This is a genomic window from Microbispora sp. H10949 (assembly GCF_014161435.1).
Taxonomy (GTDB): domain Bacteria; phylum Actinomycetota; class Actinomycetes; order Streptosporangiales; family Streptosporangiaceae; genus Microbispora; species Microbispora triticiradicis.
The window spans coordinates 85,586-104,739 of record NZ_JABBWZ010000007.1; the positions used below are offsets into that span (position 1 = coordinate 85,586).

At 71.9% G+C, this 19,154-nt stretch carries 16 protein-coding genes and 1 pseudogene; 5 read left to right on the plus strand and 12 right to left on the minus strand.

What is annotated here, in order from left to right; genetic code table 11:
• The first annotated feature begins 1 nt into the window (after position 1).
• Together HHX40_RS19785 and HHX40_RS19790 are read left to right on the plus strand one after the other, a co-directional pair.
• A complete protein-coding gene (locus HHX40_RS19785) occupies positions 2–520 on the plus strand; it encodes a DUF1707 SHOCT-like domain-containing protein (RefSeq protein ID WP_259403753.1) in 519 nt (172 codons plus the stop codon).
• A gap of 55 nt (positions 521–575) precedes the next feature.
• Positions 576–929, plus strand: a complete 354-nt coding sequence (locus tag HHX40_RS19790; RefSeq protein WP_182881793.1) for a VOC family protein — start codon at positions 576–578, stop codon at positions 927–929.
• Between the two features lie 23 nt (positions 930–952).
• Here HHX40_RS19790 and HHX40_RS37760 read toward each other — a convergent pair whose 3' ends face one another.
• From HHX40_RS37760 to HHX40_RS19800, 3 genes and pseudogenes are all read right to left on the minus strand, one after another.
• Positions 953–2,158 (minus strand): glycosyl hydrolase family 65 protein, encoded by a 1,206-nt coding sequence (locus tag HHX40_RS37760; protein ID WP_310738194.1) that lies wholly within the window; start codon positions 2,156–2,158, stop codon positions 953–955.
• A gap of 49 nt (positions 2,159–2,207) precedes the next feature.
• A pseudogene (locus HHX40_RS37765) lies at positions 2,208–3,407 on the minus strand (glycoside hydrolase family 65 protein); the annotation flags it as partial.
• Positions 3,404–3,778: a cyclic nucleotide-binding/CBS domain-containing protein gene (locus tag HHX40_RS19800; RefSeq protein ID WP_182881794.1), complete on the minus strand. Its 375-nt coding sequence runs from the start codon at positions 3,776–3,778 to the stop codon at positions 3,404–3,406. The pseudogene HHX40_RS37765 and the gene HHX40_RS19800, both read right to left, overlap by 4 nt.
• A gap of 198 nt (positions 3,779–3,976) precedes the next feature.
• Between HHX40_RS19800 and HHX40_RS19805 the strand changes: the two genes are divergently transcribed.
• Positions 3,977–5,470 carry an AAA family ATPase gene (locus HHX40_RS19805; protein WP_182881795.1) on the plus strand — a complete coding sequence of 498 codons (1,494 nt, stop codon included), beginning with the start codon at positions 3,977–3,979 and terminating at the stop codon, positions 5,468–5,470.
• A gap of 41 nt (positions 5,471–5,511) precedes the next feature.
• Here the strand turns inward: HHX40_RS19805 and HHX40_RS19810 are convergent, their stop codons facing one another.
• Positions 5,512–6,207: a VOC family protein gene (locus tag HHX40_RS19810; protein ID WP_182876020.1), complete on the minus strand. Its 696-nt coding sequence runs from the start codon at positions 6,205–6,207 to the stop codon at positions 5,512–5,514.
• 92 nt (positions 6,208–6,299) lie between these two features.
• Entirely contained in the window at positions 6,300–6,899 is a 600-nt protein-coding gene (locus HHX40_RS19815; protein ID WP_220499346.1) for a TetR/AcrR family transcriptional regulator, read from the minus strand.
• A 172-nt stretch (positions 6,900–7,071) separates the two neighbouring features.
• Between HHX40_RS19815 and HHX40_RS19820 the strand changes: the two genes are divergently transcribed.
• Positions 7,072–7,680, plus strand: coding sequence for a class I SAM-dependent methyltransferase (locus HHX40_RS19820; RefSeq protein WP_220499347.1), 609 nt, complete (start codon positions 7,072–7,074; stop codon positions 7,678–7,680).
• Between the two features lie 74 nt (positions 7,681–7,754).
• Positions 7,755–8,126 carry a helix-turn-helix domain-containing protein gene (locus HHX40_RS19825; RefSeq protein ID WP_182876017.1) on the plus strand — a complete coding sequence of 124 codons (372 nt, stop codon included), beginning with the start codon at positions 7,755–7,757 and terminating at the stop codon, positions 8,124–8,126.
• Between the two features lie 3 nt (positions 8,127–8,129).
• Here HHX40_RS19825 and HHX40_RS19830 read toward each other — a convergent pair whose 3' ends face one another.
• The 7 genes from HHX40_RS19830 to HHX40_RS19860 all read right to left on the minus strand — a co-directional run bounded on the left by HHX40_RS19830 (position 8,130) and on the right by HHX40_RS19860 (position 19,066).
• Positions 8,130–8,720: an ATP-dependent Clp protease proteolytic subunit gene (locus HHX40_RS19830; protein ID WP_182876016.1), complete on the minus strand. Its 591-nt coding sequence runs from the start codon at positions 8,718–8,720 to the stop codon at positions 8,130–8,132.
• The gene (locus HHX40_RS19835; RefSeq protein WP_182881798.1) at positions 8,717–9,325 is read right to left on the minus strand and encodes a ClpP family protease; all 609 of its coding nucleotides are present in this window, start codon (positions 9,323–9,325) and stop codon (positions 8,717–8,719) included. Before HHX40_RS19835 ends, HHX40_RS19830 begins: the two co-directional genes overlap by 4 nt.
• Before the next feature lie 65 nt (positions 9,326–9,390).
• Complete coding sequence (locus tag HHX40_RS19840; protein WP_182881799.1) at positions 9,391–13,056, minus strand: WD40 repeat domain-containing protein; 3,666 nt, start codon at positions 13,054–13,056, stop codon at positions 9,391–9,393.
• Positions 13,053–13,610 carry a hypothetical protein gene (locus HHX40_RS19845; protein WP_182881800.1) on the minus strand — a complete coding sequence of 186 codons (558 nt, stop codon included), beginning with the start codon at positions 13,608–13,610 and terminating at the stop codon, positions 13,053–13,055. Before HHX40_RS19845 ends, HHX40_RS19840 begins: the two co-directional genes overlap by 4 nt.
• 153 nt (positions 13,611–13,763) lie before the next feature.
• Positions 13,764–14,000 carry a DUF1918 domain-containing protein gene (locus HHX40_RS19850; protein ID WP_182881801.1) on the minus strand — a complete coding sequence of 79 codons (237 nt, stop codon included), beginning with the start codon at positions 13,998–14,000 and terminating at the stop codon, positions 13,764–13,766.
• A 108-nt stretch (positions 14,001–14,108) separates the two neighbouring features.
• On the minus strand, positions 14,109–16,118 hold the full coding sequence (locus HHX40_RS19855) for a multicopper oxidase family protein (protein ID WP_182881802.1): 2,010 nt from the start codon (positions 16,116–16,118) through the stop codon (positions 14,109–14,111).
• A gap of 53 nt (positions 16,119–16,171) precedes the next feature.
• The gene (locus tag HHX40_RS19860) at positions 16,172–19,066 is read right to left on the minus strand and encodes a glycosyl hydrolase family 95 catalytic domain-containing protein (protein WP_182881803.1); all 2,895 of its coding nucleotides are present in this window, start codon (positions 19,064–19,066) and stop codon (positions 16,172–16,174) included.
• Positions 19,067–19,154 lie beyond the last annotated feature (88 nt).

The window sequence follows — 19,154 nt, forward strand, 5'->3', positions numbered from 1 at the left end:
GATGGGACAGGTCCCCGACCGGGAGCGGGACAGGGCCGTGGAGCTGGTCCAGCAGGCGTACGCGGACGGCCGGCTCGGCCCCGCCGAGCTGGAACGGCGGCTGGAACTGGCGCTCACCGCCACCGCCTCGGGCGAGCTGGAGCCGGTGGTCGCCGACCTGGCCGACGACGAAGACGACGAAGTGGTGCGCATCGCCTCCACGGGAGGGCTCGTCAAGCGGGTGGGCGACTGGCACGTCCCGCGCCGGCTGCGCATCGACTCCGAGTACGGCAGGGTTAAGCTCGACCTGTCCCAGGCGCACATCCCGTATCCGCGAATCGACATCGAGCTCCGGCTCGCGTACGGCGGCGCCACGATCACCCTGCCCGCGGGCGCGAGCGCGAACGCCGACGGGGTGCGCATCGGCTGGGGCAGGGTGACGTCCAAGGCGGCGGGCCGCCGGTGTCCGGGCCGGCTGCACGTCCAGATCACCGGTGACCTTCCCTACGGCAGCATCACGATCCGTACCGCGCGGAGATGACGCGGCCATGGCGAGGGGTGTGGCGGGTGATCGCCGTCCTGGCAGAATGAGCGACATGGAACGTGTGCTTGGAATCGGCGGATACTTCCTGCGGGCCGCCGACCCGGCGGCCCTGGGCGCCTGGTACCGCGAGTGCCTGGGCCTGGACGCCGACGAGAACGGCATGTGGCGTCAGGAAGCCGGGGTGACGGTCTTCGCGACCTTCGAGTCCGAGACCGAGTACTTCGGCTCCCGGGCCCAGCGGACGATGCTCAACTTCCGGGTCCGCGACCTGGACGCGATGCTCGCGCAGCTGCGTGCCAAGGGCGCGGACGTGACCAAGGAGACCGAGGAGATGGAGGGCGTCGGCCGGTTCGGCTGGGTCAACGATCCCGAGGGCAACCGCATCGAGCTGTGGCAGCCCAGCTGACGGCGTCTCCCCGCGGCCTCCGATCACCCGTCGCGCTTCGGCTCCGGCAGGGGGAACGTACGGCTGTCGCCGCGCCGGAGCCGGGCGTGGTGGCCGTGTACCACGAGGTCCAGGGCGGTGGGGCCGTCGTCGGCCCGGGCGATCCGTACGCGGGCCGGGTCGGCGTCGACGACGAGTTCCGCGCCCCGGTAGCGGAGGCACAGCGACAGCGTGGTCAGCTGTTCGGGGAGCACCGGGTTCAGGTGCAGGCCGTCGGGCCGGGCCTCCAGATCGAGGTAGCAGCGCTGCACCAGGTCCAGCGTCCCGGCCATGGCGCCCAGGTGGACGCCCTCGGCGGTGGTCCCTCCCTGAACGTCGGTGATGTCGCCCGTCAGCGTCTCCGTGAAGAAGCGCCATGAGCCGGTGCGGTCCGAGCGCGCCAGCACCCAGGCATGGACGACGGCGCTCAGCGTCGAGCCGTGGCAGGTGCGGGAGAGGTAGTAGCGGATGGTGCGGCGGGTCAGGCCCGGCGCCGCCGGATAGCCCAGCCGGTCGAGGATCTGCCGCACCTCCCGGGCCGTGAGCAGGTAGAACAGCATGAGCACATCGGCTTGCTTCGACGCCCGGTAGCGGTCGGGGCTGTCGTTCTCGGCCTCCAGGGCCCGGTCCAGCCGGCGCACGCCCCTATGACGATCCCAGTCCAGCTCCGCCAGGTGCTCGTATCCGGTGAACTGGCTGATGACGCCGTCGTGGAAGTCCACCCGCATCCGCCGGGTGATGTCCTCCCACCGCTCGGTCTCCACGTCCGTCAGAGCGAGCCGGCGGCGCAGATCCTCCCGTGCGCGTCGCGGCATCAGGTCGAGCGCCTCACGGGTGCGCAGCAGCAGCCACACCGTCATGATGTTGGTGTACGCGTTGTTGTCCAGGCCCGGGGACGCCGCGCCCGGATAGCCGTCGTGATACTCGTCCGGACCCATCACCCCCTTGATCTCGTAGCGGCCCGACAGGGGGTCGAGCCGCGCCACCGAGGCGAAGAAGCGGGCGATCTCGACCAGGAGGTGGGCGCCGGTCCCGGCGAGGAACTCCACGTCGCCGGTGATCGCGTAGTGCTGCCAGGCGTTGTAGGCGACCGCCAGCCCGACGTGCCGCTGAAGGTGGGTGTGGTCGGGCGTCCACCGCCCGGAGCGGGGGTTGAGGTGGAACCGCTGGGTCTCGTCGCGTCCGTCGCTGCCGCTCTGCCAGGGGAACATCGCCCCCCCGCAGGCCTGCCGCGCGGGCGGCGGCCCGGGCTTCCGGCAGCCGCCGCAGGCGATAGCGCAGCGCCCCGCGTGCGGTCTCCGGGAAACGCAGGGTCAGCCAGGGCAGCACGAACAGCTCGTCCCAGAACACGTGTCCCCGGTAGGCCTCGCCGTGCAGGCCGCGCGCGGGCACGCCCACGTCGAGGTCGGCGGTGTGCGGCGACAGGGTCTGCAGCACGTGGAAGGTGCTCAGGCGGATGTCCCGCTGGGTGTCTGGACCCGTCACCTCCAGCCGGGCCCGTTCCCACAGGTCACGCCAGGCGATCTCGTGCTGTTCCAGGAGTTCGCCGAAGCCGGGCGCGAGTCCGGCCCGGCGCAGCGCGGCCGAGGTCACGTCGGAGAGCGCCAGGTCGCGCGACGTGGTGAGTGCCACCGTCTTGACGACCGCGACGGGGTGGCCACGGTCCAGCGGCAGCACGCGTGTCTCCTGGACATGGTCGTCGTGCCGCTCGGCCTCGGGCCCGCCTCCGCCGCCGGAGGAGACGTCGACCCGCGAGGCCAGGGCGACCTCGATGCCGGAGGAGCGGGTCCGCGCGCGGAGCCACGTCAGGGGCTCCCGGATCCCCGTCGCGTGCCCTGTCAGGTGGTCGCCCCGCAGGTCGCGGTACCGTGCCACTCCCGTGTTGGCCACCCGGCCGTCGAGCCCGGAGCGTACGCGGAGAGGCCCCGACCAGTTCTCCGCCGTGAAGGTCGTCTCCAGCGCGGCCAGGTAGGGGTCGGCCATCGAGACCAGGCGGCGCTGCCGTACGGACGTGACGCGGCCGTCGGCGTCCCGGAACCGGATCAGCCGGTGCAGGACGGCGTGGCGCATGTCCAGGTCCTGCCGGTACCCGAGCAGGTCCGCCGTGCCGGGGGAGAACCACGGGCAGCCGGGCGTCGCGAAGGTCAGCGGCAGCCAGTTCGGCAGGTTGACCATGTCCTCGTTGGTCAGCCGATGACCCGCGATGTCCGAGGTGAGCCGGTCGTAGCATCCGGCGACGTAGGTCCCCGGGTAGTGGACGGCGCCGGCCCCGGCCTCCGGTGCCGCGCCTCGCGTGGCGAACCGGCCGTTGCCCAGCGTGCACAGCGCCTCGCGCAGCCCCTCGTGACCGGGATCGAACCCCTCGTAAGTCAGCGACCACGGATTCGACGCGGCTCCTCCTGAACCGGCCCCCGGTCGATCCGATCGGCGCGGATCGCCGGCGTCGAGAGGGCGGGTCAAGGCGTGAGCGTCTCCAGCGCGAGAAGATCGCGCATCGACACCATGCCGATCAGGCGCCCGTCCTGGTCCACCGGGATGTGACGGATGCCGTGGTCGAGCATGCGCCGGGCCACCTCGCGCGTGTCCTCGTCCAGAGTGGCGGTCTTGATGTCCGACGACGCGCACATCCCCGCGCTCAGGGCGGCGGGGTCGGCGGTTGTGGCAAGCGCCGTCACGAGGTCCCGTTCTGTGATCACTCCCGTGACCCGGTCCGCTTCGAGCACGGCGAGTGCCCCGATGTTCTTCTCCGTCATCTGGCGCGCCACCTCGGGCAGTTTCGCGGTCACCGGGCACCCGAACACCAGGGGACGGTAAACGTTGGCGATACGCATGCGTCCTCCCCTCCTCACCAGCACTTCCAGCCAACCACACCGCCACGGGACGCCCGTCGGCCGCTGGGCGTGACGGGCAGGCCGAGCCTGCGAGGGGAGGAGTCCGCGCGCGGGAATGTCTCCAGGAAGCGGACATGGAGACGGTGTCCGGCGGCTCCTGGTCGCCGCCTGGCACCGACGGGGGACGGGGGCACCTCGATGAGGCCGTGGGCGCAGGTCAGGGAGACGCACGCCGGGGTGGTGATCCTCCTTGGAGATCACGCGTTCAAGCTGAAGAAGCCCGTCGATCTGGGCTTCCTGGACTTCACGACGCTGGAGGCCCGGCGGGCGATGTGCCACAAGGAGGTCGAGCTCAACCGCCGGCTGGCGCCGGACGTCTACGAAGGAGTGGCCGACGTGTCCGGCCCGGACGGACGGGTCCGGGAGCACCTCGTGGTGATGCGGCGGATGCCGGACGAACGCCGGTTGTCCGCGCTGGTCCGGTCGGGAGCACCGGTGGAGGGCGCCTTGCGCCAGGTCGCGCGGGTGGTCGCGGGCATGCACGCCCGATCCCCGCACAGCCCGCGCATCGACGAACAGGGGAGCGGGCAGGCGCTGCGATCCCGCTGGACCGCGAGCTTCCGTGAGGTGCGGGCGCTGCCCGAGGCGGTCCTCGACTCCGAGATCCTCGGCGACGTCGAACGGCTCACGCTGCGCTATCTCGACGGCCGGGAACCGCTCTTCGCCGTCCGGATCGCGGAAGGCCGGATCGTGGACGGCCACGGCGATCTGCTCGCCGACGACGTCTTCTGCCTGGACGACGGGCCCCGGATCCTGGACTGCCTGGAGTTCGACGACCGGCTCCGCTTCGTCGACGGCCTGGACGACGCCGCCTTCCTGGCCATGGACCTGGAGCGACTGGGCGCTCCTCGCCTGGCGGAGCTCTTCCTGTGCTGGTACGCCGAGTTCTCCGGCGACCCCTCACCGCCCTCGCTGTGGCATCACTACGTCGCCTACCGGGCCTTCGTCCGCGCCAAGGTCGCGTGCCTGCGCCATGGACAAGGGGACTCCGCGGCGGCGTGGGAGGCCCGGAGCCTGGCCGAGCTCACGCTGGGCCACCTTCAGGCGGGTGCGGTCACCCTGGTCCTCGTCGGCGGGCTCCCGGGGACCGGAAAGTCGACCCTGGCCGCCGCTGTCGCCGACCGGCTCAGCTGCACGTTGCTGACCAGCGACCGCCTCCGTAAAGAGCTCGCCGGCATGTCGCCGCACCAGCCCGCGGCCGCCCCCTTCGGCGAGGGCATCTACTGTGCGGAGTCAACGGAACGGACCTACGCCGAGCTGTTGTCGAGGGCCGAGCGGCTGCTCGGTCTCGGCGAGCCGGTCGTCGTGGACGCGTCCTGGACGGACACCGCGCACCGCGCCGCCGCGGCGTCCCTGGCCCGGCGTACCTCCACCCATCTCACAGCGCTGCGCTGCGTCGCCCCTCCCCGGGTCACCGCCGAACGCCTCGCACGCCGCACCGGCGGGATATCGGACGCGGACCGGGCGATCGCCGCCGCGATGACGGCGACGGAGACCCCCTGGCCCGGCGCGACCGAGATCGACACCGACGCGCCCCCGGAACGGACACTGGAGCGGGCGATGACGGCGATCCACGCCCGCTGGGCCGGCGTGCCACGGCGGTTCCGGCGTCCCCGGATGGCACCGGGCTGAACCCCCGACCGCGGGTACCCGGGCGCGACGGCGGACGACTCCTACCGGGTGCGCGGGTCGGGCCCGATCCAGCCGGCCGCGCCCACGCACGCCTCGTTGCCTTCGGGGTCGGCCAGCACCCAGTGCGAAGGCGCGTACGCGTCGGAGACCAGGCGGCCGCCGGCGGCGATCGCCGCCGCTATCCGCGCCTCGGCCTGGTCGTACGGCACCCAGACGTCGACGTGGACCCGGTTGCGCTGCGGACGCGGCTCGTCCATCTGCTGGAAGTAGAACGCCGCGCCGCGGCGGTGCGGGTCGATCAGGTCTTCCGGGCTGTTCGCCCGGTCCTCGTAGCCGAGCAGGGCCCGCCAGAACGCCACCACCTCGGCACCGGAGAGGGCGTCGACGGTGACCTGGACGCTCTGCACGGCCGAGGGATCGGCGGGGACGCCGAGCGCGCGGGCCACCGCCGAGATCCGCCGGGCCAGTTCGGCGTCCCGGTCCGTCAGCCCGTAGAAGTCCGCGATGGTGATCAGCCGTACCGTGACGCCCTCGTGGCGCAGGTCGACGTCGGGGTGACCGCTGCCCACGCCGGGCAGTTCGCTGATGGCCTGCACGAGGGCCGCCCCGGCCGCGAACGACCCGGTACGGAAGTAGGCACACGCCCCCTCGCCCAGCACTCGCCAGTCCTCCAGGCCGCCGATCTCGTGGAACTGCTGCGGCCTGATCCGCTCGATCTTCTCCGTGGCGTCGCTCATCCGGTCAGCGTATCGACCACATCCGACAAGCCGCCCGCCCGATCACGCGCCTTCGGCGGTGACGAGCCGGGAGCGCTGGAGACGGTGGTGCGCTACGGCCGGCCGGCGCCTGCCGCGAGGGCGGTCTCCACACCCGGTGTCACCACGGCGCGGAACGCCGCGTCCATCTCGGCGGGGGTGGCGTTGATCTCGCCGTCCGCCCACTTCCGCAGCAGCGCCATGAACGCCCCCACGACGCAGGTCACCATCAGGTCGAGCGAGGGCGGCGGCGTGCTTCGCGGAGGGAGGGCCGCCAGCAGCTCGTCGCGTACGACCGTGGCCAGGATCTGCTCTCCGCGCGCGATCACGGCGCTGCCCCCTCGACGCCCGAGCAGCGCACGCGCGAGCCGGCGCTGCTCGTGAAGGTGCTCGAACATCGGCAGGCCGAAGGCGAACAACGTGCCCGGCCTGGCCGCGGGGGCGAGGCGAAGGAGGCCGTGGAGCTCGTCGAGATTGCTGAACAGCACGTCCTGCTTGTCGGCGAAGTGCGCGTAGAAGGTCGAGCGGCCGACGTCGGCGCGGTTGATCAGGTCCGTGACCGTCACCGCCTCGTAGCCCTTCTCCAGGACCAGCTCGATCAACGCCTGCTGAACGGCTTTCCGGGTGCGCCGTACCCGGCGGTCGGTGCTCTCCCGCCGCTGGTTTCCGAACACGTTTCCCCTTCTGTCCAGTACGGCACAGCCTGATCGATTTGCTTGTTGACCACTCCGGGCCGGTGAATCGATCATTTATAACCGAACAGGTTGTTCCGAAACAAGAAGGGGGAGGCCTGTGGCCAGGGAAAAGCTCATGCACCGTCACTCGGAAAACGATGACGGGGGTGGCGTGATCAATTATCCGCGGGGTTATGAGATTCTGGCCGAAATCGGGTTCGCCGGGCGTCGCCGCAGCGTTTTCGCCCGTCTGGCCGCGTTGTCAGGCGCGGGGCCGGGCGATCGGATTCTGGACGTCGGCTGCGGCACCGGCTACTGGAGCCGGATGCTGGCTCCTCTCGTGGGCCCCGAAGGGCGGGTGATCGGCGTCGACCCGTCGCCGCCGATGCTCGAACACGCGCGCCGGCGCTCACCCGGCAACTGCTCCTACGAGGTGGGCGAGGGGCAGGCGCTGCCCTTCCCGGACGTCTCGTTCGACATCGTGGTCTCCAGCTTCGCGGTGCACCACATGCCGCGCTCGGCCCGGGGCGCCGCCGTGCGGGAGATGTTCCGCGTCCTGCGGCCGGGCGGACGGCTGCTGATCGCCGAGTTCCGCCCGCCGGTCAACCCGCTCGCCGTCCGCTTGGCCGAGATGGTGGCGGGTCCGGCGGTACGGCCCACCCTGCCGGAACTGCTCGCCACCCTGGTGCCCGGCGCCGGTCTCCGCGTCGAGAGCACGGGCACCGTGGGGCCGGTGCTTTACTACGTGAACGCCGTCCGCCCTCCCGCCACCCGCTCCTGAATTCCAGAGGAGGCCGCTCCTCTCTGCGCGAACAGGCGTGTCGCCGGAGATCCGGCCGTGTCAGACTTCCAGGCATGGCAGCTTCCGGCCGACCAGTCGTCGTCGACATCCGGACGCGCCGGGCAGGCGAGAAGCGCGGCCCGGAGATCCCCGACGGCCCCGACCCGTTGCTGCGCAGCGTGTACGGCGAGATCCTCCGCGACGAGCGGCTGGACCAGGACCGCACGCTCGACGACGTGGCGCGTGCGGTCGGGATGTCCAAGCAGTATCTGTCGGAGGTCGAGCGCGGCCGCAAGGAGCCGTCGTCGGAGATGCTGCACTCGGTGTGCGACGCGCTCGGGCTGCCGATCGAGCACCTGCTCACCCGCGCCGTACGGCGGATCACGGCGTCGCGCCGGATCGCCGGGCACGGGGCGTCCGGCACGACGCTGCTGCTGGCGGCGTGAGCGCTACCCGCGGGTCGCGATCAGTTCGTCGGCCAGGCCGTACTCGATGGCCTCGCGGGCGCTGAAGATCCGGTCCCGGTCGGTGTCCCTGCGCAGCCGCTCGACGTCCACCCCCGTGTGGCGGCTGAGGATCTCCTCGGTCTGCATGCGCATCCGCATCACCTCGGCCGCCTGCAGCGCCAGGTCGGAGATGGTCCCCTGCCCCTGGGTGGACGGCTGGTGCAGCAGCACGCGGGAGTGCGACAGCACGAACCGCCGTCCGGGGGCTCCGGCGGCGAACAGCACCGCGGCGGCCGAGGCCGCCTGGCCCATGCAGTACGTCGCGACCTTCGCGCGGATGAACTGCATGGTGTCGTAGATCGCCAGCATCGCGGTCGACGACCCGCCGGGGGAGTTGATGTACAGGTTGATCTCCTGGTCCGGGCTGTCCGCCTCCAGGTGGAGCAACTGTGCCATCACGACGTTCGCGACGCCGTCGTCGATCTCGGTGCCGAGGAAGATGATCCGCTCGTTGAGCAGGCGGCTGAAGATGTCGAACGACCGCTCCCCGACCGGCGTCTTCTCGATCACGTACGGGATCGTGTACTGGCTCATGAGTAGAACCCCGTCCGGTTGGGCGCGGCGTACGGCGCGAGGATGCGGAAGGAGTCGACGATCTCGTCGATCATCCCGTAGTCGCGGGCCTGCTCCGGGGTGAACCAGCGGTCCCGGTCGCTGTCGGCGGCGATCTCCTCGACGCTCCGGCCCGTCTCGGCGGCGAGGATCTCCTCGGACTGCCGCTTCATGTACCTGAGGTTCTCGGACTGGATGGCGATATCGATCGCCGTGCCGCCGATCCCGGCCGACGGCTGGTGCATCATGATCCGGCTGTGCGCGAGGCTGATCCGCTTGCCGTGCGTGCCGGACGCCAGCAGCACCTGCCCCATGCTCGCCGCCATCCCGAGCGCGACGGTGACCACGTCGTTCGGAACCAGCTTCATCGTGTCGTAGATCGCGAGGCCGGCCAGCACCGACCCGCCGGGTGAGTTGATGTACAGGATGATGTCGCGTTCGGGGTCCGCCGAGGCCAGCAGCACCATCTCGGCGCACACCCGCTCGGCCATCTCGTCGTCGACCTCTCCGGTCAACAGCAGTGTCCGTTGCTGGAACAGCTTCTCGTTCAACCGATCCCGGTAACTCGTGCTCGCTGAAACAGGCATGCCGCTTTTGTATCCGCCCCGCCCCCGCGAACCGCCGGTTTGTCTGCTGACAGCAGATGCGGCACTTATGAGTGCGAGAACCGGACGGCCTGGAGTCCCATGTCGGTACGGACGACGGCGATGCCGGGCGTGGGCACGGCGATCTGACGTATCGGGGAGCCGAACTGTACGACATGTTCGGGATGGTCCTGCCCGCTCCACACCAGCAGCCGGCCGTCGCCCGTGCCCGCGGCGAGGAGCGAGCCGTCCTCCAGAGCCGCCACCGCCAGGACCTCGCTGTCCGGTGGGGCGTCGAGGTTCGTGGAGGCCTCGTCGTCGTCCAGGTTCTCCACCCGCACAGAGGGCCCGGCTCCGACGACCAGCGCCCGCCCGCCCTCGTGCAGGATCGAGACGGCGTTCGTCTGGACGACGAGCAGGTGCCCGGTGATCCGCTGTCCCTGGGCGGAGAGGTGGTGGACGAGCGCCACACCACCGACGAACACCTCGTGCCCCTGCGAACCGGCCACCGGCGTCATCCACTGCACGACGTTGCTCGTGCCGACCGCGAGGGGGTGCACGCCGGGCACCGGCAGCGGGTCGCCGCCCCACCGGTCCTCGTCGGCGGTCAGCGTCCACAGCACGGGCTCCTCCCAGTCGCCCGCGGCGAGCAACCGGCCGCCGTCACCCACCACCGTGACCTCGTGGACGGCGCCGGGACGGCCGAGGCGCACATCGGTCACGACCGTCTCCCCGGAGGAGCCGGGCGTCCACAACCGCAGGGCGGCCTCCGTCTCTCGCTGCCCGTAGACGGCCACGCAGGTCCGGTGCCTCCACCGCCACAGCCGGACACCCGCCGTGATCAGCTCTCCCGTCTCCAGGGGTCGCGTACGACCCTCCTCACGCAGCACGACGGAGCCGTCGGCGAGCACGGCCGCGACGACCAGCCGGCCGGACTCGTCGGCAAGCGCGTCGACGTCGATCGCCGGGGCGGCCAGCTCACCGACCGGAGGCGGGAGCAGGTCCACTCCGGATCGCAACGGCCACTCCCGGATCATGCCGCCCACCGCCGACTCCCCGGACACCAGCACGAGGCCTCCGTCCAGCTCCGAGAACATGACGGAGGAGACCGGCTCCCCCCACGGCAACAGGGACTCCACCGCGGGCTCGTCCTCGTCGGGACGGCCTACCAGGCTGACCTTGCCGTCCTGCCCGCCCGTCGCCAGGTGGAGGCGGCCGTCCACCTCCAGGAGATCGACGGAGGTCACCCCGCCGGACAGCAGGACGATCTGGCGGGACTCGGGCGGCCCGTCGTCGGGATTGAGCCCGCGGAGGTGCAGTTCGCGTACCTCCCGCAGCGCGTCCGCATAGCCGTTCCGGCCCCGCCGGTGCATCCTCGACTGCCAGAGAAGGCCCTCGGAGAGAAAGGCGGTGTCGAGCTGCCAGGCGGCCGGCTCGTGGCCGCCGATGCCGGTACGTATCTCCGAGTCGTGGTCACCGACGACGATCAGGTCCGTCATACCGTCGCTGTAGCCCGCCGCGAGCGCGAAGCGTCCGGTGTCGCCGCTCAGGAACGCGCTCGCGCCGCACCAGGCGGGCGGATCCGGCGGACGGATCACCGGCTGGCGGTCGATCTCTCCGCGCAGCCCCCAGAGGATCACCGCGCCGTCGGCTCCACAGGACAGCACGCCGTCGTCGAATCCTCCCGTCAGCGACAGCACCGGGCCTTCGTGGGCGGGCACCGGTTCCGTGACCGGTTCGCCGGTGAACGGGTCGACCGCCTGGACGACCCCGTCGGCGTATCCGAGCACGACGACCGCCCGATCTTCCAGCACTGTGGGGGACATCGCGGTCACCGGCGAGCCGGGACGTGCGGCCACGGAGCCGGTCACCTCCATCCGCTCCGGGTCGGCCAGCCACACCTGGTGGAGCGCCGCCACCGCCAGCACCGCCTCGTCTCCGGTGCCGAGGAGCGCGAGCCGGGCGGCCGGCGTGGCCGACGGCAGCGTCAGGACGCCGAGCACCGTGTGGGTGCGCAGGTCCCAGAACCGCACCGTGCCGTCCGGGCCCGCGGTGACGACGGTCGTGCCGTCCGGACGCGGTGACGACAGCATGGCGAGCACACCGCCCGGGTGCGCGCCGACGACACGTCCCGGATGATGGCGGAGCATCGAGGCCCACAACGGGGTCCACCGGCGCTCCGGCGGGAGCCCGGCGAACGCCTCCGCCGCCTCCGCCTCGCCCAGCTCGTACGCCGCCATCTGAAGGTAGGACGCGCGTTCGCCCCGGTCGCGGTCCGCGAGCAGCCGGCCGGCACGCCGGTAGACCTCGGCGTACCGGCCCGCGCCGCCCGGCCTGGACAGCGCGCGCAGTACGCCTCCGGGTTCGGCGGCGACGAGGAAGTCCGGCCGGTTCACCAGGATCGCGAGTTCGCCGATCGCCGCGGCGTGGGTGGCGAGGTGGTCGCGGGCGTACTCCGCCGCGCCGAGCCAGTCGTCGCCGTGGCTGCGGACGAAGTAGCGCAGCACGGCGTGGTGTGCCTCCTCGACCTGCACCTCCTCCTCGGCGAGATAGTCACGGAAGGAGTCGTGGTAGAGGCGGATGGGCCCCGACCGGGGGGCGCCGAGCAGGAACTGCGCGCACTCCTCCAGCACACGGCGCACCCGCGAGCGCGGCAGGCCGGTGATGCCGCACAGCTGCTCGTGGGTGAGCCCCGCACCGCGCGCCACGGTGAGGGCGGCCAGCACCGGCTCGTACAGGTCCCACCAGAGGTCACGCGAACGCGCGATGTCCGCCCTGAACCAGGCCCGGTACAGGCCGGTCAGCCCTTCGGGCAGGTCGGCGGGCGGATCCGGCGGGACCTCGCCTCCGGCGGGCAGGCGCTCGACCACGTGCCGGGCGTAGAGGAAGTTGCCGTCGGCCGCCGCCACGATGCGATCGGCCCACAGCCGCCACGCCGCCCCGGCGGCGGGCAGCCGGCGGCGCACGTACCGCCGGATGTCGTCCTCGCCGGGGGGCCGGTCGGCCCGCAGGTCCAGAGCCGGAGGCGGCAGGTCGCGCAGCACCCAGGGATCAGGCCTGCCGGTCACGACGAAGCGCAGCACGTCGGGCAGTTCCGCCGGATTGCCGGCCACGACGCCGATCAGGTGGGCGATCGTGTCCTCGGAGTCGTAGCGGTACCCGGCGGACAGGTCGTCCACGACCACCAGAAGCCGCTCGTCCCACCCGTCCGCCACGGCGGCTTCCAGAGGGCGCCGGACCAGGTGCGCGAACGCCTGCCGGGTCGGCACGCTCCCGGACACGCGTATCTGGACGTTGGCGACCCGCGCACCCGCCTCCACCGTGCCGATGGTCTGCGTGCTGTTGATCGTGATGACCGCGGCTGCGCCCGCGGCCGACGCGGCCAGCGCGTCGGCGAACCGGGGTATGCGGCGGGCGAGCGCGCCCGACAACGCGCGGACGAAGTCCAGCGCGTCGAGTGTGCGCTCGTCGCTCGCGTCGCAGAAGTGGGCCAGCACCACGTCCGGCCGTCCCGGGCGGGTGCCCCCTCCCGCGTCGTGCTCGTCCTCCGGCGCCGCGAGCCGGGCGGCGAACACCGTCTTCCCCGTGCCCGGCGGACCGGTGACCAGGAAGATCCGCGTGTCCTCCGTGCGCAGCCACCGGTCCAGCCTGGCCGTGATCCAGGGCCGGGGCACGAGCCCGGCGACGTCGGGCACGAGGGAACGCCCGGGCACCTCGGCAGGCCCGGCGCTCAACCGCTCCGGCCGTCCAGGTCGACCCCGACCGCCTCGCCGCCCGCGGACACCCGGCCGATCCTCATCTCGGCACGGACCTCCATACCGGGGTGGAGCCCGCCCCGCGCCCGCAGACCCGCAAGGTATCCCTCGACCACGTCCGCCTCGACGGCCACGTCGATCCCCGAGCCCGTCGGCTCCCGCCGCTCGCCCCTGAATGTGATCCGCTGGCCGTACGCGACCTCCAGCACCCGCCGCAGGGCGTCGACCGTGTCGAGCAGGCCGCGGTCGCCCGGGTCGGGGACGCGTCCCTCCTCGGCGTACTCGATCAGCGCGCGGCGGAGCGACGTCAGGGACTCGGCGTTCCGAGCGACGACGCTGTCCGCGACCTCGGCCGCGGACAGCGGGGCGTCCAGCACCCCGGCGGCGGAGCCGGGCACCTCGACCACGTCGCGGTCCCGTCTCTCCCGCCACCGTTTCAGCAGTTCACGTGCCTCGTCGTAGAGGAACGTGATCCCCTCGCTGAGCGCCACCGCCCCCAGCGCCGCGAGACTCAACGAGTCCGTCAATCCCATCGCCTCCCGTCGCCTGTCTGTCGGCTGGGGGAGACGTGTCGTTACGCCGTGACGTCGTACGCGGCTCGGGAGGCTCGGGAGCCGGTATGCCGGGGCGCCACCGTACGGCGGCCCGGCTGCGCTGACCCGCGCGTGCCGCGTTCCGTCACCGCGTCACCGGGCGGCCGGGCGGGCCGCTTCCATCCCGCGGTGCTCGCCATGCTCCCGGCGGGGCTCCACGTGGGCGTCCGGGCCGGGGAAGATCAAGGTCTCGTGCTCCTCGTCCAGCCACCGGACCACGTAGGGCGGGGACCCGTCGCTGTGGTGGAGGGCCGTGATGACGCCCGTACGGCGAGGTCCGTCCAGGTGAAGGCTCTCGATGATCAACCGGTCGCCCACTGCCGCTTTCATGTACGCCCCCTTCTCCCCCGTCGCTGCCATTCCAGCGTGGCCCGGGCCGCGCCTTCCGCTTAGGGCAGGAGGTCCCGTAACCGAGGGACCTCCGTCGCCGAGGGTGGGTCAGTCTCCGGGGTTTCGTCCGGCCTCGCGGGCGGGCTCGCGCTGCCGGCCTCCGATGCGGTAGGGCCGCATCATCTCGTTGTCCTCGTGCTCCAGCATGTGGCAGTGCCACACGAAGAGCCCGGCCCGGTCGAAGTGGGCCTTGACCCGGGTCACCTCCCGGGGCAGGGCGATGACCGTGTCCTTGCGTCCCCGCTCCCACGGCCGCGCCGGCCGTGCCGGACCGTGGAACGGCGTGCGGTCCACCACCTCGAAAAGGATCTCGTGGATGTGGATGGGATGCGCGTCCGGCGTGAGGTTGTGGAACTCCCACATCTCGACGTCGCCGACGCCCGGGTTCTCCGTGACCGGGTCGTGCCACCTTCTCGCGGCCCATCCCTGCCCGGCGGCTTCGCCCAGCAGCGTCGTGACGGGACCCGCCCCCCGGACGGCGGAGCCCTGCTCCAGCAGGGCGAGCCTCCTCGTCCGTACGGCCGGGCCGAGCCGGGCGGCCTGGGGGAGCTCCAGCTGGTCGGGCGGCACGCTGAGGTCACGACCGGAGGCCGGCCGTACCAGGAACTTCAGCACCTGCCCGGTGGTGGCGGGATCGGCGGGCGGGGCCGCGGTCTCCCCCCGGTACGGCCCGTCGGGCCCCTCGTTCACCAGGTAGAGCGGGGTGCCCGGCGGAACGCACGTGAAGTCGACCACCACGTCGGCGCGTTCGGCCGGGGCCAGCAGCAGCCGGTCGAGCGCGACCGGCGCGGGCAGGAACGCGCCGTCGGCGCCGATCTGCCAGAACGGCAGCGCCGATCGGACGGGCCGGGCCACCGGCGAGCCGGCGATGCCGAGGGCGAGGACCCTGGCGTTGCAGCCGTTGAGGAAGCGGAACCGGTAACGGCGCCGCTCGACCTCCAGCAGCGGCCAGGTCCGGCCGTTCGCCGTTATGGCGGCGCCGAAGAACTCCGGCACCCAGATGGGCGGGACGTCGGTGCTCGGGACGTACGGGCCGCCGTACCCGCCGGCCGCCCGGCTGCCGGGGTAGTGGAGCGAGCCGTCCGCGGTGAACGTCCTGTCCTGGATCACGATCGGGATCTCGTGGCAGCGGGTCCCCGCCGGATCGCCCGCCCCCGGCGCCGGCCCGGGTAGGACGCCGGACGGCAGGTCGGCCGGGCCGCCCCGGAGCAGGTAGAACCCGGCCATGCCGGCGTAGACGTTGAGCCGGGTCACCCCGAGCGCGTGGTCGTGGTACCAGAGGGTGCCCGGGTGCTGGTCGTTGCCGTACCGGTAGACGGCCGACCCGGTGTACCAGGCGACGCCCGTCCGGCCCTCGAAGGCGGTGGCGAAGCCCGCGTACCGGGACCCCTCCCGCGCGTAGCCGGCCGGGGTGTCCCCGGCGGCCAGGAACCACGCCTCGGGGTATCCGTCGCTGTCGTCCGGGCTGTGCCCGCCGTGCAGGTGGGTCACCACCGGGACCGGCCCCCGGTAGGGCCCTGGGGTCGCGGCGAACGCGGGCCTGCCGTCGCGGCCCGGCGGGCCGCCGGGCGGGTTCGCCCAGTGCAGCGTCGGATCGACGGGCAGCAGGTGCGAGAGATGATCACCCCACCGGTCCACCAGCTCGTTCACCCAGGTCACCTGGACGGGACGGTCCACCCGGGCCTCGATCGTGCGTCCCGGAACGGCGAACGTGCCCCGGTGCGGGGCCGAGCCGTAGCCGAAGACGGTCGTGGGCGGTGCGCCGGGCGGCAGGATCTGCTGCCGGAACCGGCGCACGCCGATGACGTAGCGGTCGAGCGAGCCGTCACCCGTGGGCGCGGCCGGCATCACCGTGGGCATCGCGGCGGGAACGGGCAGCGCGGCCACGTACTTGGGCACGGACGCGGCGTCGAGCAGCGAGGGCCCGGCGGGCGCCGGCCGGCGGGTGGGTCCCGCCGGGCCGCGCGCCCCCACGAGCGTGACCGCCGCGCATCCTTTGAGGAAGTCCCGCCTGGTCAGCCGTCGTGTGACCCGCCGTATGCCCCGTCGTGTGTTCATGGCGATCCCCCGCCGCCCCGACACTCCTTTCCATCATGCCCGGATCGGCCGGGTCACACGCCGGTGATCGTCCAGTGGTTGTTGGTGCTGTTGTTCGGCGTCCACATGCCGACGTTGGAGCCGGCGCTGGTGTAGCCCATGCCGTCGAGGGAGGTCCCGGTGCCGCGGTTGATGATCTGGGAGCGGCCGTTGCCGACGTCGTTGAGGCGCCACTGCTGGTTGTTGCCGCCGTTCCAGGCCGACTGCCTGGCGACGGCGCCGTTGGCGGTGTTGCCCCAGCTGTCGATGACCATGCCGTTGGTGCGGTTGACGATCCGGTACCAACCGCCGCCCAGGTCGACCAGCTGCCACTGCAGGTTGTTGCTGCCGTCCCAGTTCCACTGCTTGACGTTCGACCCCGACGCCACGTTGCCGCCGCTGTCCAGCACCAGGCCGGTGGTGGCGTTGACGATCCGCACGTAGGTCGACGGCGGCGTCGGTGACGCCGAGGCCGACGGTGACGCCGACGGCGAGGAGGTGCTGCCGGACCCGGTCAGGCGGTAGGTGCGGCCGGCCTGGCCGGTCAGCGCGACGACGTCGGCCTCGGGCTTGGTGACGGTGACGGCCTCACCGGTCTCGCTGTCGACGACCTGGTAGGTCCCGGTGAAGATCCGGTTGCGCACCTTGACGGTGCCGGCGCGGTCGAACTTGACGAGGATCTCGGTGGCCACACCGGAGCTCCAGGTCGTGCCGACGGTGTAGCCGCCGCGCCCCCGCAGGCCCTGCACCTTCCCGCTCGGCCACGCCGAGGGCAGCGCGGGCAGCACGTGCAGCTCGCCGTTGTGGCTCTGCAGCAGCATCTCGGCGATGCCGGAGGTGGCGCCGAAGTTGCCGTCGATCTGGAACGGCGGGTGCAGGTCGAACATGTTCGGCGCGAGCCGGTCCGTCCTGACCAGGAGGCGGATCAGGTTGTGCGCGCGGGCGCCCTCCTCCATTCGCGCCCAGTAGTTGATCTTCCAGGCGAGCGACCAGCCGGTCCCGTCGTCTCCGCGCAGCTCCAGGGTTCGGCGCGCCGCGTTGTACAGCGTCGGGGTGCCCCGCTTGGTGATCTGGTTGCTGGGGTGCAGGCCGTACAGGTGGGAGATGTGCCGGTGGTTCTGCTCGGTCTCCACCCAGTCGTAGAGCCACTCCTGGATGTTGCCGCGCGAGCCGACCTTCATCGGCGCGAGCCGGTCGCGGGCCGCGAGGACCCGGGTGCGGAAGTCGGAGTCGGTGCCGAGCGCCAGGCTCGCCTGCGCGCACGCGTTGAACAGGTCGCGCAGGATCTGGTTGTCCATCGTCGGGCCGGCGCACACGCTGACGCCCGAGTGGTGGGGCAGTTCCGGGGAGTTCGACGGGTTCGTGACGAGATAGCCGAGACTCGGTTCGGTCACCAGGGTGTCGAGGAAGAACTGCGCGGCGCCCTTCATGGCGGGGTAGTACTGCTGCAGGAAGTTCACGTCGCCGGTGAACTGGTAGTGCTCCCAGATCAGGGTGGACAGCCACGCGCCGCCGGTCTGCCACATGCCCCACAACGCGCCGTCGACGACCGACGTGGCCCGCCACGCGTCGGTGTTGTGGTGGGTGACCCAGCCACTGGCGTTGTACTGCACCCGCGCGGTGCGGGCGCCGGTCACCGAGAGGTCGTTGATCATCTTGAACACCGGGTCGAAGCACTCCGACAGGTTCGTCGTGTCGGCCGGCCAGTAGTTCATCGGCAGGTTCGCGTTGATGGTGTACTTCGAGTCCCACTGCGGGGCCAGCGAGTCGTTCCAGATGCCCTGCAGGTTGGCCGGCTGGGTGCCGGGGCGCGAGGAGGAGATCAGCAGGTAGCGGCCGAACTGGAACAGCAGCACCGAGAACTGCGGGTCGGTGGTGTTCGCGTGCTGCGCGATCCGCACGTCGGTCGGCTGGTCGGCCGCGGACGTCCGGCCCAGGTCGAGCGTCGTGCGCCCGAACAGGTTCTGGTAGTCGGCCACGTGCCGGGACCGCAGGTCGTCGAAGTTGCGGGCGACGGCGGAGTTGAGGTTGTTGCGGGCGATGCCCTGGTAGTCGCCGCCGACGTTCTGGTAGTTGACGTAGCTGGAGCCGATGGAGATCAGCAGCGTCACGCTGTTGGCGCCCCGCACCTGGAGCGTACCGCCGGAACTGCTGACCGTGCCGCCGTCGGTGACGGCCTTGGCCAGTGCCAGGAACTTGACCGAGCCGGTCTTGCCCTCGAAGTTGCCCGAGATGCCGTCGATACCCACCGACGTGCCGTCGGGGCTGGTGCGGGTGACGCGCTGCGGGCTGTCGAACGTCGCGGAGAAGGTGATCGATCCGGCCCGGTCGGCGGTCAGGCGGACGACGATGACCTGGTCGGGCGCGCTGGCGAACGTCTCACGCCGGTAGTTGACGCCGTTCTGCGAGTACGTGGTCACCGTGGTGGCCGTGGTCAGGTCAAGCAGCCGGTTGTACCCCGAGACTCCGCTGGAGCCGGCGCTGAAGGTGAGCCGCAGGTTGCCCACGGTCTGGTAGGCGAGCTGGCCCGCGGGGCTGCCCAGCATGTTCTGGTCGATCAGGGTCTGGGCCTGGCTCCACTGGTTCTGGAATACCAGCTGCCTGATCTGCGCCAGCGCCCCCGCGCCGCGCGTGTTGCTCTGGTCGTACGGCCCGCCGCCCCAGACGGTGTCCTCGTTGAGCTGGAGCCGCTCGACGTCGACGTTGCCGAACACCATCGCGCCCAGGCGCCCGTTGCCGATCGGCAGCGCGCGCAGCCAGTCCGTCCCGGCGCTCTCGTCGTACCACAGCGCCAGATCGTTCGCGGCGAGCACCTGCGCCGGCGCCACCGACCCGGCTCGCGCGGCCGCCGTCCACTGCAGGGGCAACAGCGCGGCTCCGGCTCCGGCCGCGCCGAATCGCAGCGCTTGCCTTCGGGTGAAATCAGACAATTCACTTCTCCAAGTCCACGGCGGGTACGGACACGTCGGAATCGTTTCGACCAGGAGTTCGGCTCCGGGCGAGACGCGGCGGGTGTCC

What these genes read in the sequence shown, in the direction of transcription:
- HHX40_RS19785 (WP_259403753.1), top strand. Translation starts at nt 2, where the DNA reads ATGGGACAGGTCCCCGACCGGGAGCGGGACAGGGCCGTGGAGCTGGTC.
- HHX40_RS19790 (WP_182881793.1), top strand. Translation starts at nt 576, where the DNA reads ATGGAACGTGTGCTTGGAATCGGCGGATACTTCCTGCGGGCCGCCGAC.
- HHX40_RS37760 (WP_310738194.1), bottom strand. Translation starts at nt 2,158, where the DNA reads ATGTTCCCCTGGCAGAGCGGCAGCGACGGACGCGACGAGACCCAGCGG.
- HHX40_RS19800 (WP_182881794.1), bottom strand. Translation starts at nt 3,778, where the DNA reads ATGCGTATCGCCAACGTTTACCGTCCCCTGGTGTTCGGGTGCCCGGTG.
- HHX40_RS19805 (WP_182881795.1), top strand. Translation starts at nt 3,977, where the DNA reads ATGAGGCCGTGGGCGCAGGTCAGGGAGACGCACGCCGGGGTGGTGATC.
- HHX40_RS19810 (WP_182876020.1), bottom strand. Translation starts at nt 6,207, where the DNA reads ATGAGCGACGCCACGGAGAAGATCGAGCGGATCAGGCCGCAGCAGTTC.
- HHX40_RS19825 (WP_182876017.1), top strand. Translation starts at nt 7,755, where the DNA reads ATGGCAGCTTCCGGCCGACCAGTCGTCGTCGACATCCGGACGCGCCGG.
- HHX40_RS19830 (WP_182876016.1), bottom strand. Translation starts at nt 8,720, where the DNA reads ATGAGCCAGTACACGATCCCGTACGTGATCGAGAAGACGCCGGTCGGG.
- HHX40_RS19835 (WP_182881798.1), bottom strand. Translation starts at nt 9,325, where the DNA reads ATGCCTGTTTCAGCGAGCACGAGTTACCGGGATCGGTTGAACGAGAAG.
- HHX40_RS19845 (WP_182881800.1), bottom strand. Translation starts at nt 13,610, where the DNA reads ATGGGATTGACGGACTCGTTGAGTCTCGCGGCGCTGGGGGCGGTGGCG.
- HHX40_RS19850 (WP_182881801.1), bottom strand. Translation starts at nt 14,000, where the DNA reads ATGAAAGCGGCAGTGGGCGACCGGTTGATCATCGAGAGCCTTCACCTG.
- HHX40_RS19855 (WP_182881802.1), bottom strand. Translation starts at nt 16,118, where the DNA reads ATGAACACACGACGGGGCATACGGCGGGTCACACGACGGCTGACCAGG.